The 16229-nt window shown below is 67.3% G+C and carries 19 protein-coding genes; 7 read left to right on the top strand and 12 right to left on the bottom strand.

Annotated features, from left to right (window positions below):
• Positions 1–45: 45 nt before the first annotated feature.
• Positions 46–180 carry an NIPSNAP family protein gene (locus tag AC5592_RS16765; protein WP_269750194.1) on the bottom strand — a complete coding sequence of 45 codons (135 nt, stop codon included), beginning with the start codon at positions 178–180 and terminating at the stop codon, positions 46–48.
• Between the two features lie 140 nt (positions 181–320).
• On the opposite strand from AC5592_RS16765, the gene AC5592_RS16760 reads away from it, so the two are divergent.
• Positions 321–536 carry a cold shock domain-containing protein gene (locus tag AC5592_RS16760; protein ID WP_063920337.1) on the top strand — a complete coding sequence of 72 codons (216 nt, stop codon included), beginning with the start codon at positions 321–323 and terminating at the stop codon, positions 534–536.
• 41 nt (positions 537–577) lie between these two features.
• Here the strand turns inward: AC5592_RS16760 and AC5592_RS16755 are convergent, their stop codons facing one another.
• Both AC5592_RS16755 and AC5592_RS16750 read right to left on the bottom strand, forming a co-directional pair.
• The gene (locus AC5592_RS16755) at positions 578–1081 is read right to left on the bottom strand and encodes a flavoprotein (protein WP_084506809.1); all 504 of its coding nucleotides are present in this window, start codon (positions 1079–1081) and stop codon (positions 578–580) included.
• 39 nt (positions 1082–1120) lie between these two features.
• Entirely contained in the window at positions 1121–2521 is a 1401-nt protein-coding gene (locus tag AC5592_RS16750; RefSeq protein WP_157121960.1) for a helix-turn-helix domain-containing protein, read from the bottom strand.
• Positions 2522–2630: 109 nt separating this feature from the next.
• Between AC5592_RS16750 and AC5592_RS16745 the strand changes: the two genes are divergently transcribed.
• From AC5592_RS16745 to AC5592_RS16735, 3 genes are all read left to right on the top strand, one after another.
• Complete coding sequence (locus AC5592_RS16745) at positions 2631–2918, top strand: hypothetical protein (RefSeq protein ID WP_157121957.1); 288 nt, start codon at positions 2631–2633, stop codon at positions 2916–2918.
• Between the two features lie 371 nt (positions 2919–3289).
• Positions 3290–3655, top strand: a complete 366-nt coding sequence (locus AC5592_RS16740; protein WP_157121954.1) for a hypothetical protein — start codon at positions 3290–3292, stop codon at positions 3653–3655.
• A gap of 172 nt (positions 3656–3827) precedes the next feature.
• Complete coding sequence (locus tag AC5592_RS16735) at positions 3828–4040, top strand: hypothetical protein (protein ID WP_063064778.1); 213 nt, start codon at positions 3828–3830, stop codon at positions 4038–4040.
• Between the two features lie 247 nt (positions 4041–4287).
• Here AC5592_RS16735 and AC5592_RS16730 read toward each other — a convergent pair whose 3' ends face one another.
• Positions 4288–4575, bottom strand: a complete 288-nt coding sequence (locus AC5592_RS16730; protein ID WP_063064841.1) for a putative quinol monooxygenase — start codon at positions 4573–4575, stop codon at positions 4288–4290.
• A 29-nt stretch (positions 4576–4604) separates the two neighbouring features.
• Entirely contained in the window at positions 4605–5639 is a 1035-nt protein-coding gene (locus tag AC5592_RS16725; protein WP_063064777.1) for an aldo/keto reductase, read from the bottom strand.
• Positions 5640–5782: 143 nt separating this feature from the next.
• Between AC5592_RS16725 and AC5592_RS16720 the strand changes: the two genes are divergently transcribed.
• The gene (locus tag AC5592_RS16720; RefSeq protein WP_063064776.1) at positions 5783–6634 is read left to right on the top strand and encodes a helix-turn-helix transcriptional regulator; all 852 of its coding nucleotides are present in this window, start codon (positions 5783–5785) and stop codon (positions 6632–6634) included.
• 126 nt (positions 6635–6760) lie between these two features.
• Here AC5592_RS16720 and AC5592_RS16715 read toward each other — a convergent pair whose 3' ends face one another.
• The 5 genes from AC5592_RS16715 to AC5592_RS16695 form a co-directional block, all read right to left on the bottom strand.
• Positions 6761–7366 (bottom strand): maleylpyruvate isomerase family mycothiol-dependent enzyme, encoded by a 606-nt coding sequence (locus tag AC5592_RS16715; protein ID WP_063064775.1) that lies wholly within the window; start codon positions 7364–7366, stop codon positions 6761–6763.
• A 93-nt stretch (positions 7367–7459) separates the two neighbouring features.
• Entirely contained in the window at positions 7460–9025 is a 1566-nt protein-coding gene (locus AC5592_RS16710; protein WP_036500495.1) for a serine/threonine-protein kinase, read from the bottom strand.
• Positions 9026–9255: 230 nt separating this feature from the next.
• Positions 9256–11025, bottom strand: a complete 1770-nt coding sequence (locus AC5592_RS16705) for a penicillin-binding transpeptidase domain-containing protein (RefSeq protein ID WP_063064774.1) — start codon at positions 11023–11025, stop codon at positions 9256–9258.
• Positions 11026–11108: 83 nt separating this feature from the next.
• Positions 11109–11975, bottom strand: a complete 867-nt coding sequence (locus AC5592_RS16700; protein ID WP_063064773.1) for an arylamine N-acetyltransferase family protein — start codon at positions 11973–11975, stop codon at positions 11109–11111.
• Between the two features lie 102 nt (positions 11976–12077).
• Positions 12078–12554: a MarR family winged helix-turn-helix transcriptional regulator gene (locus AC5592_RS16695; protein WP_036500492.1), complete on the bottom strand. Its 477-nt coding sequence runs from the start codon at positions 12552–12554 to the stop codon at positions 12078–12080.
• Positions 12555–12595: 41 nt separating this feature from the next.
• Between AC5592_RS16695 and AC5592_RS16690 the strand changes: the two genes are divergently transcribed.
• A complete protein-coding gene (locus AC5592_RS16690) occupies positions 12596–13486 on the top strand; it encodes an alpha/beta hydrolase (RefSeq protein ID WP_063064772.1) in 891 nt (296 codons plus the stop codon).
• A gap of 167 nt (positions 13487–13653) precedes the next feature.
• On the opposite strand, the gene AC5592_RS16685 is transcribed toward AC5592_RS16690, so the two are convergent.
• Together AC5592_RS16685 and AC5592_RS16680 are read right to left on the bottom strand one after the other, a co-directional pair.
• Positions 13654–14874: an acyl-CoA dehydrogenase family protein gene (locus AC5592_RS16685; RefSeq protein WP_063064771.1), complete on the bottom strand. Its 1221-nt coding sequence runs from the start codon at positions 14872–14874 to the stop codon at positions 13654–13656.
• Positions 14875–14909: 35 nt separating this feature from the next.
• On the bottom strand, positions 14910–15866 hold the full coding sequence (locus AC5592_RS16680; RefSeq protein WP_063064770.1) for an AurF N-oxygenase family protein: 957 nt from the start codon (positions 15864–15866) through the stop codon (positions 14910–14912).
• A gap of 154 nt (positions 15867–16020) precedes the next feature.
• On the opposite strand from AC5592_RS16680, the gene AC5592_RS16675 reads away from it, so the two are divergent.
• On the top strand, positions 16021–16229 hold a 209-nt coding region (locus tag AC5592_RS16675; RefSeq protein WP_157121951.1), incomplete at its 3' end, for a TetR/AcrR family transcriptional regulator.

Below are 16229 nucleotides of genomic sequence, written 5' to 3'. Positions count from 1 at the left end.
CGGAAGCGGCGTCACGCTCCCGCGTCCGGCCCGGGCCGCGACCACTCATTCCGGCACCAGGCGGGACACCGTCATGGGCGTGGCGAGAATCCGGTCCAGGACCGCGGCGATATGGCGGAAATGCGGAGTCGCGAAATGGGCATCCAGGTCGTCGGGGCGCCGGCGCTCCGCCACGACCATCCGAGCGGGCTCGTTCGGATGGGCGTAGGGCCGATAGTCCCCGGCGGATCTGCCCAGTTGGATGCAGGGATCGGAAGGTGACGGGCTGTGTAAGGATTGCGCGGTCCGCTCGATCACACGGCGCAGCGAAGGGTGCGGGGATGGAACGTGCGACCGTCTACCGCTGGAACATCCGCAACGGCACCGGGGTGCTGACTCGGGCGGATGGCTCACTGGCGTGGTTTCACCTGTCGACTGTGGACAAAGGGGATGTTTTCACGCTGAGTGAGGGCGATTCAGTCGATGTCGAGATCGAGAATGTTCCTCAGGGGGAGTACGAATGTCGAGCGGTATCCGTGCGAAGGCACAAAAAGTAGTCTCGGGTGGCGTTCCCTCCGCGCGCACTTGCGCGCACGCTCTAGCCAAGGGCTTTCAATGCCGCCATCCACGGCAGCGGCCCTGTGTCGGCGTCGTCGGTTACTCGGACGAATCGCACGCCCCAGTCCGCGAGACGGGCGCGTGCCTCGCGTACAGCCGGGAAGTTCATCTGCTCCTTCTTGGCGTGTGGGATCGCCACCACGGGCAGCCCAGCACCGACTGCCTCTACAAGTAGTGCGAGCGGCAACGTGTCGCCGATGCCCGTTGCCCATTTAGCCAAGGAGTTCGAGGTCAAAGGAGCGGCGATGACGGCATCGGCTGGGGGCAGCAGGTCGTCGGTTCCTGGATCTTTGAATTCCGAGCGCACCGGATGGCCGGTCTGCGCCGCCAATGCCTCGCTATCGATAAAGCGGGCACCCTCGGGCGAGGCAACGACGCACACGTCCCAGCCGTCGGCCTGCGCCAACTCCACCAGCTCGCCGATCGTGTCAGCCGGTGATGCACCTGTCACGATCGCGTACAGCACGCGTGTGCGCTCAGTCATGACCCCCATCATGGCAGTCCCGCGCAGAGTCTGTCCCGGCTAATCGACTACGACCCCCACTCGCTGAGCGAGCTTCCCCAGATCGCCGGACGTGAGGTCACGCCCGGCGTTGCGCATCATGTCGCCGACCACCGCATGCACTGTATCCATGTTTCGAACATGCTCTGGTGCAATGCTTTCAGCCCGCAGCAGGGCGTCGAGCGAGGTGGCGTATTCGCGACGCAATGCGGCAGCGCGCCCCACTTCTACGAAGTACTGCGAGGCCCTGCCCGGGGTGGGCAACGTCTGGGGTTTCAGTTTCTGGGCGAGAGTGAGTACCGCTTCCGGCTCGCGCGCTTCCATCGCTACCGTCATCTTCCACAATGCGACATTCGCTGTGTCGAATGTGGGGTTTCCGACGACTGATGAACGATCGATCGCCATGGGGCTGTCCAACCGTGCGGCCCACTCAGCGGCGTGATCCAGATGATCACGTGGATCGCCACCGACGGCCACAGTCGCCAACGCTGCCTGAAGGTGCAGCATCCCCACCGTTTGGACGTCGCTGGCAGTTCTCGCTCGCGAGCCGACAGCCGCGGCAGTACCTTTCGCGCAATCGAGGGCGGCTTTCGTGGAACCGGGTCGAGCCAATAGCACCTGGCTGGACACGAACGCTGCAGCGGCGCAACCCGATCCGCTGTCGATCGCCCGCGCGGCGTCCTCGGCTGCCCGCGCGGCCACCCATGCCAGCGTGAGATGGCCGCTGGCTCGCATCACTACAGACGTATCGAAAGCGACCTGTGTCAGAGCGTCCCAGGCGATGCGCCGCTCGACTGGACCGCTCTCGCGGGTGTGCCGGTACAGATCGGTTATCAATGGCGCGAGCATCACTGCGAGAGTGGAGTATTCGCCAACCATGTTGAGTCGTGTGACTGTTCGGCTGGCCGCGATGAGAGCTGGAATTGGGCGCAAAGGCCCGGCATAGTCGACGTTCCCCGCAGTCCAGAACGCAGTCTCGATGTCGGTGACCAGAGACTTGAAATCGTCGGCGTCAGCCAACAATGTGTCCACGGCCCGCCACCCGCGACCCGCTGAGCCTGCGAAATGGTCACCGGATGTGTCGCAGTTGGGACCGAAATCCGTCAGGGCATCGTTGGTGTGCGCAGCTACGGCTGGAACTTGGCGCGCAGACACCGAGTGCCGGATTCTCCATGCGGCTTCGCCTTCCGCCACGATTTGCTCGAATCGTGCGCGGTCTTCCGGGCTAGCTCGTTGCGCGTAGGTCGTGTCGAGGATCGCCTGTGCCCCAGAGCGAGGTTTGACCGCGCCCAGGCCCGAACGCCAGTTGCTGACCGTTGTCGTCTCGACACCAAGTAGTTCTGCGAACTGCCGGACCGACTTACGCATCGCCTCTTGAAGTGCAGCCGCTTCGAAGCCGGTCCATTCCTGCCCGCGTATCATCGCCGCCCCCTGCTTTTCCGGTGCCTGAACGGGGAAATGCCTACGGTACGCCCACGGTACCCCACGGCTGTACGGTTCCCGCCGATGTCGCTGGCGGGCGACGATTTGAATGAAATCCCGTTTCGGGGAAATCCGGGGCGACGCCGCCGGATCGGGTGTGCCCCTCGTTGTTGGAAGCGTCATCCGGACGGTCGATACGACGAGGAAAAGAGCCGAGGGAGACGAAATGTATGGGGTGATGAATCACGATCGCGTATCGGTGATGACCATCGGTTTCGCGCACACGGTGATGCAGGTTCATCTCGACTGCGCGCTGTGTGTCTGTCCGGTCAAGCAGCAGGCCAAGCAGCGGCTGATCGAGGCGAAGCGGCTTGTGCCGGACAGCAACCGGCCGTGACCGCTGAGGGGTGAGGACTTGCCGCGGTCGTCGGTATTCCACTCGTGGTGATCGTGTTCGCGATGATCTGGCCGGAGCGGGTCGCGCGGCGGGGCGCTCCTGAGAATTCGGTGGCAAGCATTCTGAATCGTGCTGAGCGAGAGAGGAATCGGTGTGAGCGATCGGATGATCGTGTGGGTCGGGCCCGAGGTGGACGTGGATCGAGTGTTACGGACCGATTGCCCCGAGCGTAACCGGAAGGTCCGGGTGCGGGGTACGGCCACCCACCTGCTCGTCGTGGACCATCTGCGGCGAGACGGCCGGACATGTATGGCGTCCAACGCCGAAATTCGCAAGCGCGTCAGAGGATTCGAGACATCGGAGGACGGTCGGTGACGATCGATTTCAGGAAAACCACGCTCGGTGCGCGGCGCGCGGACCGCCAACCGGCCAGCACGCCGACCGCAACTTGCACCGGCCCGGCCGATGATCGCTCGAATCAGCAACTACCGAAGCTCCCAGCCCGGCGCACTCACAACCAGTCGATGGCAGCCACATTGCGGCTCTGGCACACAAGGAATATCGACCTCCTCGAGCGCGTCGCCGCCGGCCTCCGTCACCTCGGCCCTCCGACAGCGTGCAAGAGCTCTGCTCCCATCCACGGGCGTGCGCACGCGACGCATGTGATGGCCGACCACGCCGCCCATAACTGCGCCCGATTCCGCCTCGCAGCTCAGTACATCGAAGCCCACCAGTGACCACCAGCCCGAGCCCGTGCCGTGCGAACGCGGCACGTCGATACGCGGAGGGACAAGCACTTTGACAGCACCCAGCACATCACGACGAACGATTGCTCTCCTGCACAGCGACCATGATCCGAACACATACGAAACACTGACGCGGCAGCACCACCTGGAAATCGTCGACACCGTGCACACCGACGCCCTCGCCGTCCTGGCCGCACTGATCGTCGTCCAATACGCCTTCGAATACGCAGCGGACACGGTCGTGATCCCACACCTCGGCGCTCTCGAGGACAGCTCGCCTTGGTGGGCGATCATCCAGGTCACCGATCTGGTCACGGGCACACGGAAGTATCCCAAGCTGCCGGACCCCATTACAGAAACGGGACGCGAACAGTGATCACACTCGGACTCGTCGTCGCGATCGGTCTGCCACTGACCGTTCTGATTCTGGCCGTCACGCTGCCCGAACGAGAAGACAAACCATAAGTCGCGCCCTGCCGCAAGGTTCGATCACGGCGGTCTCACGCGGAAGGGCTGTACGGCGTGTGGACCGAATTGGTTGGCCTGGCTCCCATAGACCTGCTGGGCAGCCGGAGTCAGCCGGATGCGGCGGCACACCCGCATCCGGCTCCGGCCGCGACCACTCATTCCGGGACCAGCCGGGACACCGTCATAGGCGTGGCCAGGATCAGGTCCAGGACCTCGGCGATATGACGGAAGTGCGGGGTCACGAAATGAGCCTCGAGCGCGTCGGGCCCGTGCCAGCGCTCCACCACCACCATGCGAGCCGGATCGTTGGGGTCGGCGTAGGGCCGGTAGTCCAGGCATCCGGGTTCGGCGAGCGACGGTTCGATCATCGCCTCCAGGGCTGTGCGCAACCGATCCTCCCGGCCGGGGCGGGCGTGCAGTTCGGCGACGACGTGCAGGACCACGGTGTTCTCCTTCGATGGTTCGGACGGATTCACGGGCGGACCGGACCGGTACCGGCCCCGGTGGCGACCAGTGCGGCGGTGATCTCGGCCTGGTCGGCGGCGGTGAGCACGAGTTCACGAGCGCCGGCCCATCCGTCGATCTGTGCCGGTGTCCGGGCGCCGACGATCGCCCCGGTGATGCCGGGCCAGCCCGTGACCCAGGCCAGCGCCACCTCCGCCACCCCGACGCCGCGCCGGGCGGCGATCGGGCGCAGCGCGTCGACGAAGGCGAGGTTGACCGGCAGGTCGGTGGTGAACTCGGCGTAGCCGCGGCGCCAGTCGTCGGCGGCGAGCACGCGGTCGGCGGTGAACGCACCGGTGAGCAGTCCGGACTGCAGCGGCGAATACGCGATCACACCGGTGTCGTGCGCGGCCGCCCAGGCGATCTCCGGTGCCGCGGCGCGGTTGAGCGCCGAGAACGGTGGCTGGATCGCGTCGACGTGTGCGATGGATTCGGCGATACCCAGTTGCCGCACATCGTGATTGGACAGCCCGATGGCACGCACCTTGCCCTCCTTGCGCAGGTCCGCCATCACCTGCCAGTACTCCTCGAGCGGTGTCGCGTCGCTGGTCGGCTCGCCCTCGGCGCCGTAGACGAAGCGGGCACCGGTATCGGGCCAGTGCGCCTGGTACAGGTCGATGTGGTCGGCGCCGAGGCGGCGCAGCGAATTCTCCAGTTCGCGGCGGACGGACTCCGGTCGCATCACCCGCAGCGGCGGCCCGTTCGGATCGTCGCCCTCTTCCCAGATCAGGCCGGCCTTCGTGAAGATGTACGGCCGATCCCGCTCCGGGATGCCGGCCAGGGCGCGGCCGACGAGTTCCTCGGCGTGACCGAGCCCGTAGGCGGCCGCGGTGTCGATCCAGTTGAGTCCGGCGCCGACGGCGTGCCGGATCGCGGCGACCGAATCGGTGTCGTCGGTGCTGCCCCACGAATACTGCCAGCCGGGGCCGGAGATCACCCAGGTGCCCAAACCCAAGGGGGTGATGTCCATTCCGGGGCTGCCGAAGCGGCGGGTGGTGCTCATCGACGTGTCTCCTTCGCTCGCGCCGCCCCGGTGGCGGCGCCGCTTTCCGAGAGTCGTCGGCGGCGGCCCCGGCTACCAGTGCGTGCCGAGCCTGGGCATGCCGTGACCAGGCTCGGCGCCGCCGGACGCGCGATACTGGCCGCATGAGCCTGGATCGACGCGCCGAACTCGGAGAATTCCTGCGCTCGCGCCGCGCCCGTCTGCGCCCGGAGGAGGTGGGTCTGGTCGAGCACGGCACCCGTCGCCGGGTGCCGGGACTGCGCCGCGAGGAACTGGCGCTGCTGGCCGGGGTGAGCGTGGATCACTATGTGCGCCTGGAACAGGGCCGCACCCTGCACTTTTCGGAATCGGTGCTGGATGCGGTGGCGCGGGCGTTACGACTCGACCCGCTCGAACGCGACCACCTGCACCGGCTGGCGCGACCGTGGTCGGGTACCGAACCCGTTGCCGCACAGCGGGTACGGCCCGGGTTGCGCCGACTGCTCGACACCGCCGACGTGCCCGCCTACATCGTCGGCCGCGGGACCGACGTGCTGGCCTGGAACCGCACGGCCGCCGCGCTGATCACCGACTTCGGTGCGTTGCCGCCCGGGCAGCGCAACCTGGCGCGGCTGGTGTTCTTCGACGAGGGAATGCGCGAGCTGTACGAGGACTGGCCCGGCAAGGCCGCCGACGTCGTCGCCTATCTACGGCTGGACGCCGCCCGCAATCCCGGCGACGACCGCATCGCGGCGCTGATCGACGAGCTGCGGCGGCGTGATCCGGATTTCGAGCGGCTGTGGTCGCGCCATGCGCTGAAGGACAAGACTCACGGCCGCTACGTCTACCGGCATCCGGTGGTCGGGCGACTCGACCTGGGCTTCGAAACGCTGCGACTGCCCGACGACCCCGATCAGGCGTTGATCGTCCACACAGTAGAGCCCGATTCGCCGAGCGCGACCGCGCTCCGCCTACTCGCCGACTGGACCGCCGACACCGAAACCACTACGCGATAGCGGCTTTCGCGTCCCAGCTCGCTTCGGCCCGACACTCTTCTCGCCGATGCACGGCCTGCGACGGTAGCCGGGCCCGCACCCAGGCGGCAGGGCTACCGTCGTGAAGTTCCGGTCGCGGTGGCGCGATCACACTCCGTGGCGCCGGCGCAGTGTCTCCATACCCTCACCGGTGAGGTCTTCCAGGGCGGCGGGGCGGCCCACCGCGGCCAGCGCCAGCGCCTCGCCCGGCCCGCGGACTTCCGGGCCGGTGCCGGCGGACCACTCCACGTCGGTGGCGACGAACCGCAGGCCGCGGGTGTATCTGCGCGGGCCGGCGAACGGGTCGGGATGGCGCAGCACCGCGACCAGGCGGTCGGCCGGGATGGTACGGGGGCGGCCGAGGGGACGGCGGATGTCCTGCTGATGCACCAGAATGTCGGCCAGGCCCAGGCTCGGCCACGTGCCGGTGATGCGCTGTCCGGAGTTCTCGAATCGCTCGATGAGCTGCGCCGTGGTGAGGTCCCGAGCCCGGTCGACGAGACCGTTGTTGACGCGGTCGGTGTTCAGCCGATAGCCGAGGGCGAAGCGCGCGTAGCCCAGCAGGGACATCTCGTCGTAGAGCAGGTGCCCCACCACATCACGTACCCGCCACCCCGCACACAGCGAGGGCGCCTCCCATTCGTCTTCGCTCAGATCACGCAGCAGCGTAATCAGTTCGGCCCGTTCGTCGTTCAGCAGCTGCCGAGTGCTCACGGCCCGAGACTACCGGGGGCATAGCGGTCGCGACAGCTACCGCGGACGGATCGACGCCTCCGCCCGTGGGCGGAGGCACCGGGTGCAGCCGGATCAGTGCGTATCGCTGTCGATCAGCAGCTTCCCGCTGCTGCCTACCACCACGCGCAGTTCGATCGACTTGTTCTGGCCACCGTAGGTGATGCTGGCGACCGACATATCCACCGAGCCATCGGAATTGGCGCTGCTGCCGCCCCCGCGTGCGCCCTCGATGGTGTTGTACGCGGTGATCTGGTTCTGCTTCCAGTAGGTCGCGAACGCCTGCTGGCTGCCGTACACCTGCTGGGCCGCGGGAGTGAGCAGATTCCATGCGGTGCCGGTGTTCTGGTCGACGAGGGCGTCGTAGAAGTTCTGGATGACACCGGCCGCCGAACCGACGTCCGTCTTACCGGCGCTCTTGGTCTGGCCCACGGCCGCGACGCTCTGCGTCGAGGTACCCGCCTGCGCGGTGGCGGTCGCCGCCGGCGAATTCGCCTGCGAACCGGGCGATTCCGTCTTCGCGCCGCCGAACATCAGATACAGCGCCGCGGCGACGATCACCAGACCGGCGGCGAAACCACCGGCGAACACCCACGGTTTCGCGTTGCGGGTGGGTGCCGGCGCGACGGCGGGCACCGGATTGGAGCGGGTGGGATGCGCGGCGGCCGCGGCGGGCCGCACCGGCTGCATCTCCGGTTCGGACAGTACCGCCGCGGTGGCCATCATCTCCGCGGTGGAGATATCCGCCTGTGCCGCACGGCGATCCAGGGTGCGCGTGGCCTGGCGGCGCGCGCCCCCGCGGTGGGTGGCCAGCATCCGGGTCGATTCGGCATCGGCGGCCTGATCCGCGAAATCGGCCAGCTGATCGCGCACGTCGGTCATGCTCGGCCGGTCCTCCGGCTCGAAGCTGAGCAGATCCAGCAGCAGATCGGTGAGCGGGCCGGCGTTGCGCGGCTGGCTCAGCTGACCGTTGGCCGCGGCGTACAGCAGCGCCAGGGGATTCGGATTGGTGCCGTAGGGCGGTTCGCCCTCGAGAGCGTGGAAAAGCGTTGCGCCCAGGGCGAAGACGTCGGCGGCCGGGCTGGGTTCAGCGCCGCGGGCGACCTCGGGGGCCAGATAGGCCGCGGTGCCGGAGATCAGGCCGGTGGCGGTGAGGTTGACATCTCCCTTGGCCTTGGAGATACCGAAGTCGGTGATCTTCACGGTGCCGTTGTCGCCGAGCAATACGTTGCCGGGCTTGATGTCTCGGTGCACGATGCCCGCGCGATGGGCGGCCACCAGCGCCGAGGCGACCTGCTCGCCGATGCGCGCCACCTGCGGCAGCGGCAGCGTTCCCTGCGAGGACAGCACCACGGCGAGGCTCTGCGACGGCAGATACTCCATGATCAGGCAGGGATCACCCTCGTGCTCGGTGATGTCGAAGACCACGATCGCGTTGGGGTGCTGGAAGCGTGCCGCGTTGCGGGCCTCCCGAGACGCGCGCTGACGCACGATCTCTTTCTCACCCGGCGGCAGACTGGGCTGGGTGAGGATCTGCTTGATCGCGACCGACCGTTCGAGTCGTTCGTCGACGGCACGCCAGACGACGCCTGTGCCGCCGCTACCAATCCGCTCGACCAGGCGGTAATGCCCTGCGATCACTTGGCCGGTTTCGATGGCACTACTCCGAGTTTCTCCGCGATCCGTGACTTACCGCGCGCGGGGTCATGTCCCGCGCGTGTTCCCGGACGAGTGTAGCGGGCCTGACGGGCCGCTTTGACGCCGGAGCGAGATCTATGCGGAATATGTGTGACCACCATGCGATGCGGTCGAGATCAGTTCGCTATACAGCGAGAGTATATGTGACGAAGTTCACTCCACTGGGCGGCGAGCTACTGCTGATTCCGAAGGAAACGTCCGGCCGCGTCGACCGCCGGCGCCGAGCTTCCGGCATCGCCGACGAACACCGCCAGCGCCAGGTCACCGTCGATGCCGACGAACCAGCCGTGCGCGTGCGTGTCGTCGATGTATTCGGCCGTGCCGGTCTTGCCGAGCATGCCCGGAATGTCGGCGAGGTTGGTGGCCGTGCCGTTCGTAATGGTCTCGCGCATCATGGATTTCACCTGATCCAGCACCGGCGCGGGCACCGGATCCGGGGTCCGGTCCGCCTTTCCGGGGGATCCCGCCACGACGGTGGGCGCCGGCACCGAACCGCGGGCGACGGTCGCGGCGACCAACGCCATGCCGAACGGCGACGCGGTCACCCGGCCCTGACCGATCCCCTCCTCGACCCGCAGCGCGGAAGTGTCTGCGGTGGGCACCTTTCCGGTCACCGTGGTCATGCCGGGGGCGGTGAAATCCACACCGAGACCGAGCTGAGCGGCCGCGCGGGTCAGCCCGTCGGGCGGCAGGTTCACCGCGAGCCGTCCCATCGTGGTGTTGCAGGACCGTGCGAACGCGGTGTGCAGGGGCACGGTGCCGAGATCGAAGTGGTTGTCGTTGGGAATCTGCCGGCCCTCGATGTTCTCGGTTCCGGGGCAGGCGACCATGGTGTCGGCGGTGACCTGCCCGGCCTGCAACGCGGCCGACACCGTGACCGTCTTGAAGGTCGAACCCGGTGGGTACAGCCCGGTGAGGGCGATCGGCCCCTGGGCGTCGGCGGGCGCGTTCTGCCCCACGGCGAGTACGTCACCGGTGGACGGTCGCAGCACCACCATCGCGGCCGGAGTGGGAATCGGCGCGAGCGCGGCCTCGGCACGCCGCAGCATCCCGGTGTCGAGCGTGGTCCTGATATCGGCGACGGGTTTCGGATCCTGTCCGCCCACCGTATGGGCGCCGTCGGTGCCCTGCGCGCGCACCGCCCAGCCGGCCGCGGCGTCGGTGCTGTGCTGCCACAGGTCGCTCACCTCGGACAGGGCCGGGGAGGTCAGTGCCTTGTCGACGGTGAGCAGCCGGGTCTGCGGCGCCAGCGTCACATTCGGCAACGCGGCGAGCCGATCCTGCACGGGGGCGAGATCGCCGGCTCGCAGCGCGATCGCGGTGACGGGTTTGCCCTGGGCCTTGTCCATGTCCTGGCGCAGGCTCGCCGCGGAGATGCTCGGGTCGATCGGACCGAGCACGGCCGCAACGGCATTCGGGTCGGCGCCGGGCGCCAACTGGACCAGGGTGACGACCTGCTGGGTCATCAATTCGGCGCCGTCGCGGTCGAGCACGCGCGCGGCCGGCTGCGGGGCGACGGTGTCGTAGGACAGCGGCCCGGTCTCGAGGCCGGGCGCCACGGTGGCCGGATTCCATCGGACCTTCCAGTCGTCCCCGGATTCGTCGGCCGTCCCGGCGGTGGTGTAGGTCCACTGATTTCCGGCCGCGCCGAAGGTCCACGTGGTGGCCAGGTCGAACGTCGCGTGCTGGTCGGACCGATGTACGGAACGCACGTCGACGCGGACCTTCTTGCCGAGACTGTCGAAGAGGGCGCCGAGGGTGGTCGCCGCCTGTGCCCGATCGCTGGTGACGGCGGCCGCGGCGGCGGGATCGCCGTGGCTCAACGCATCGGCGAAGGTGTGCACACTGCGGTCGAGCCGATCGGCGGAACTGTCTCCGGAACACGCGGCGGCGGCGAGAATCGGGGCGGCGAGCAGGGCGAACAACTTCGATCCGGTGCGCACGCGGCCGACCCTACCGCCGCGAGCCGCCGCGGCGGGGTAATCGGCCGTCGCGCGCGGGCCGCCGGTCAGCGCACAGTCGGTCGTCAGTGTGGCAGCCAGACCCCTGCCGCCAGTTTCGCCGCATCGGCGTCGGCGAGTTCGATATCGAATTCGGCCGCCAGGATCTTCGGCAGATCGGCCGGCGGCAGGTCGCGGCTGTGCGCGGTGCCGTCCGGATATTCGGTGATCCAGGTGGTGTTGTCGACGATGTCGTGCCGGTCCGGCCGGAACCGCTGCACATACGGCCGGGTCACGAACGGTGAACGCGGAAATGTGGAGACGAAGTGATTGCCGACCGCGTAATCGATGCGGTACTGCGGATTCATGGTGAAGCTGTAGCGATCGATCCAGCCGTCGCGGGCGAAGTGGTGCAGCACCCACAGCTGCGAATCGAGTTCGCCGCGTGTGCGTTCCAGCCGGAATCGCCAGTCACCGGCGCGCACCTCCCCGACATCGGGATTCAGTTCGAGCGGGGCGAGCGGCCCGGAACCGAAACCGACATCGCACAGCCACACCCGCTCGTCGTCGGCGGTGGTCACACGCAGCAACGCGTGCGTCGCCGGGCGGATCTCACCGCGCGCGCCCATGCTCACCCGTCCGTGTAATCCGGTCACGCCGAAGCCGATCCGCTCCAGCGCGGCGGCGAACAGGCCCACGTTCTCGTAGCAGTAGCCGCCACGCCGGGATCGGACGAGCTTGTCCTGCAACGACGGAAGGTCCAGCAGCACCGGGCGTTTCAGCACCGGATCGATGTTCTCGAACGGGATGGTGGTGGTGTGCGCGTACTGCAGCGCGCGCAGGGTGTCGAGGGTCGGCGCCGGCTCTCCGGTGAAGCCGATGCGGGCGAGATACGCCGGCAGATCCAGTGCCGCGCCGTCCCAGTTCGAGACCGGGGCCGGATTTTCCGTCATGACTTCTCCTGTCTTGTCACCGTCGTTCGCCCCCCATGATCAACGACCGCGCGTCCCGCATCCTTCCCACCACTGCGACCGGCCGCGTTCACCACGCGGCAATCACCCCGCCGGCATGCCGATCCGGCCCCGTTCGAGTTCGCCGCGCAGCCGCGCGAGCGTGCGCGCCACGGTCGGCAGGGACGCATCGGGCGCGATGGCGCCGAACAGTTCGGTGAGCCGCTCCGCGAAGCTCTCTTCGGCCGCGGTCACGAGCCGGGCACCGTCCTCGGTCAGGGCCAGCACCGACGAGCGGCGATCCGACGGATGCGGCCTGCGCACGACCCATCCCCGCGCCACCAGCCGGTCGACACCCTTGCTGATCGCCCCGATACCGGCCGCGAATTCGGCCGCGAGATCGGCCACCCGAGCCTCCGGATGATCGCGCAGGAAACGCAGGGATTCGAACTGGGACGCGACGATGCCGTGCCGGTCCCGGAGCCGGTCGTTGACGGCGTTGTACATCCGCGTCTCGCACCGGACGAGATCGGCGAACAGCGTCGGCAGATCCACGGCATCCGGGCCGGAACTACATTCCATGGCATATACTGTACAGGAATATACTTCTCAGGAAGGTGTATATGAGCGAGGAACAACGCGCGCAGGTCGACGCGATGCTGCGGCGGCCCCATCCCGCGCAGCCGCGATCCGTGGCCGAGATACGGGCCGACTTCCGGACCCTGATGGCGCAGATGGCCGTCCCGTCCGGAATACGCATGCGGACGATCCCCCTGGGCACTCGGCCCGCGGTGCTCGTCGAACCGCCGGAGCCGGCCGGAGCCGGAACGATCCTGTACTTCCACGGCGGTGGCTTCGTCTTCGGATCCCCCGAGACGGCGATGACGCTGACCGCAAACCTGGTGCGTAAGACGGGTTTCCGGGCGTTATCGGTCGATTACCGGCTCGCGCCGGAACATCCGTTCCCCGCCGCGGTAGCGGACACCCTCGGCGCCTATCGCGCCCTGCTCGACAGTGGCGCGCAACCGTCGGCGATCGCGTTCGCGGGCGACTCCGCGGGCGGTGGTCTGACCATCACGACGGCTCTGGCCGCCCGCGACGCCGGCCTGCCGCTGCCCGCCGCGATCGTGGCCTTCTCCCCCGGACTCGATATGACTCGCACGGGGGCGAGTATGGAAACCAAAGCCGGCATCGACCCGTTGTTCACCCGCGCGAGCCTGGACCACACCGGCGCGATGTATCTCGCCGGGCAGGATCCGGAACAGCCGCTGCTCAGCCCCGCGGTCTCGGCCGATCTCACCGGCTTCCCGCCGATCCTGCTCCAGGTGGGGACCAACGAAATGCTGCTCGACGATTCCACTCGCCTGGCCGCCCGCGCGCGGGAGGCCGGCGTGGACGTCATCCTCGACGTGACCGCCGATGTGCCGCATGTGTTTCAGTCCTTCACCGGCCTTCTCGACGAGGCGGACGAAGCTCTGGACCGGGCGGCGCATTTCCTCGGCCAGCGCATCTGAAATCGGGACCGAGCAGGTGTCTTGCGTCAAGATCCTGGCAGGATCTCGCTGGTCATGAGGTTTATGCCAGCGATGGAGCGACCGTGGTTCGAGGCCCCGGCAATTAGTCCGAGTCAACTTCGACTGCGCGGTCGTGCGATAGACGGCGTTATCGTCGTCTCGACTTGTCATTTCAGCTTGCCGCTGCCCAGGCCCAGCACTCCGCGGGCCACGATCAACTGCTGGATTTGTTGGGTGCCCTCGAAGATGTCGAGAATTTTCGAGTCGCGGCCCCATTTCTCCAGGAGGGTGCGCTGGGAGTAACCGGTGGCCCCAGCCAGCTCGACCGACTTCAGGGTGACGTCGGTGCCCATGCGACCGGCCTTGGCTTTGGACATGGACGCCTCGAGGGAGTTGGGCCTCTTGTTGTCGGCCATCCAGGTAGCGCGCAGGGCCAACAGGTAGGCGGCTTCCCAATCGGCTTCCAGGCGAAGGAATTCCGCGGCGGCCGCGGGCTGGTTGCTCGCGGGGAGGTCGTAGGAAGGATCGATCCCGGCCTCGTTCAGCACGGCACGCAATTCCTCGAGCGCGGCGCGGGCGACACCGATGGCCATCGCGGCGACGAGCGGGCGGGTGTTGTCGAAGGTCTGCATGACCCCGGCAAAACCCTTCTCCACGTTCACTTCCGGGTTGCCGAGGATATTGTCGGCCGGGATCCGGCAGTCCTCCAGCCACAGCTCGGCTGTGTCGGAAGCCTTGACCCCCAGCTTGTTCTCCAAGCGGGCCACGGTCAGTCCGGGTGCGTCCCGCGGCACCACGAACGACTTGATGGCGGCGCGCCCGGCCGATCTGTCGACAGTCGCCCACACCACGATGTGGGTGGCCCGCTGACCGGTGGTGACGAAGATCTTGGTGCCGTTGAGCACCCACTCATCACCGTCGAGGACCGCCGTGGTGGTCACGGCCGCCGAGTCGGAGCCGAAGCCGGGCTCGGTAATGGCCATGGCGGCCCAGACTTTGCCGAAGCGCGCCAGCTGTTCGTCGGTGGCCACGGCCATGATTGCCGCGTTACCCAACCCCTGGTAAGGGATGGTCATCATCAGCGCGGCGTCACCCCAGCACGCTTCGATCGCGCTGACCATCGCAGCCATATTGCCGCCGTTGACGTTCTCGGCCGCCTCGGCACCTCTGTCATCACCGGTCGCGCGGGTGCCGGAAGCGCCCGCGACCACACCGGCCCCGGAGTCGTTCATCCCCGCCATCACCGCGGCCATGACGTCGAGTTCGACCGGGTACTGATGCTCCGCGAGGTCGTATTTGCGGGAGATCGGGCGAAACAGCCCCACCGCGACCTGGTGGGCCAGATTGGCCGTGACCAGGAGTTTCTTGGGAAGTTCGAGATTGAACATCGGGATGCTCCGTCTGCGCGGACTGTGCAGGGGCCTCAGACCGAGCGGACGGGTTCGCTGCGGTAGCGCGAAGCCCGGCCGTCGACCTTCATGAGCCGCCAGAGTCGCTCCGACACCGGATTCATCAGGCCGCAGCCGTGCGCCAAGCCGCGCACATCCGAGAGCATGTCGCGGCGCATCTTCCGCGATACCGGTGAACGCCAGAATGCCTCCCGCATCACCTCACGCGGAATGCCCTGCTGGGCAGCCCATTTCGGTGACGGCTTCGCGATCAGGTCGCAAGCGACGAAGAACATGACCGGGAACAGCAACGAGAGCGCCGTCCGCCGCATGGGGTGCAAGGCCGGGACGTTCCGGAGCAGATACTCGTGGGCGAAGGAGATGTGGCGCGCCTCTTCGGCGACATGGATCTGCATGATGCGCAGCATGAGTGGATGATTCGCGGTGCCCGACCGCAGAATCGTCTTCTGCATGTGGTCGATCGGCTCCTCGCCGCACAAGACCATGGAGAAGAAGAACGCCGGCACGACCCGCACCGTCATCGGTATGAACGTGTGCACCGCCCGCACCAGCCGGTGGACGCCGGGGGTATCCACGCCGATGCGGTTGACCAGCTCCTGGAACATCTGCGTGTGGTGGGTTTCCTCGGTGACCTCGTGGGTGAGGTACCGGAATTCGGGGTCGCCGTTGGGCAATTCGAAGACGTACTCGAGGATGCCGCGCATCAGCATGTTCTCGAACTGCAATCCCACCTTGGCGGTGTTCGCTTGGCGCGCGAGGCCGATCCGGATCCGGTCCGCCAGCGGCTGGGCCTGATACCAGGCCGTGGCGCCCAATGGCTCGCAGACCGGCAGGACCCAGCGGGCATCGTTCGAATCGACAGCGAAATCGGGGTCATCCCAAGCGATGTCGGTGAACGCGTCGAAGTGCCGCTGTACCGAGCCCTCCGAGAGAGTCTTCAGGATTTCCTCGTAGCTGGGCGCTGAAGTCATGACTTCCACTCCTGAGATGCTCGGACGTCACTGTCCGAAATCCAATCGGTGATCTGCTCTGGCGGACGTACTCCGGATGTGCGATGTCGTCACGCATCCACAGTTGGAACGTTAGACACTTTTTGACCATTTGTCTACGTCGTAGGATTTTCCCATGAATGCACTGCCCACCGGCGGCGTCGTCGAGACCAAGGACATCCGCACCCGCATCATCGAAGCCGTGGTGTCCCTGGCGGCCACGACCGGTCTGCGCAAGCTGTCGATGGACGAAGTCGCCCGCAGCGCAGGAGTGGGCCGCGCGACGCTGTACAACTACTTCCCTGGCCGTGACGCGCTGATCTCGGCTGCCGTCGAGTCCGAATT

The organism is Nocardia violaceofusca NBRC 14427, assembly GCF_963869435.1.
GTDB classification, from domain to species: Bacteria; Actinomycetota; Actinomycetes; order Mycobacteriales; family Mycobacteriaceae; genus Nocardia; species Nocardia aobensis.
The sequence above is the reverse complement of the archived record's forward strand: the minus strand, read 5'-3'. Positions and strand labels throughout refer to the sequence as shown.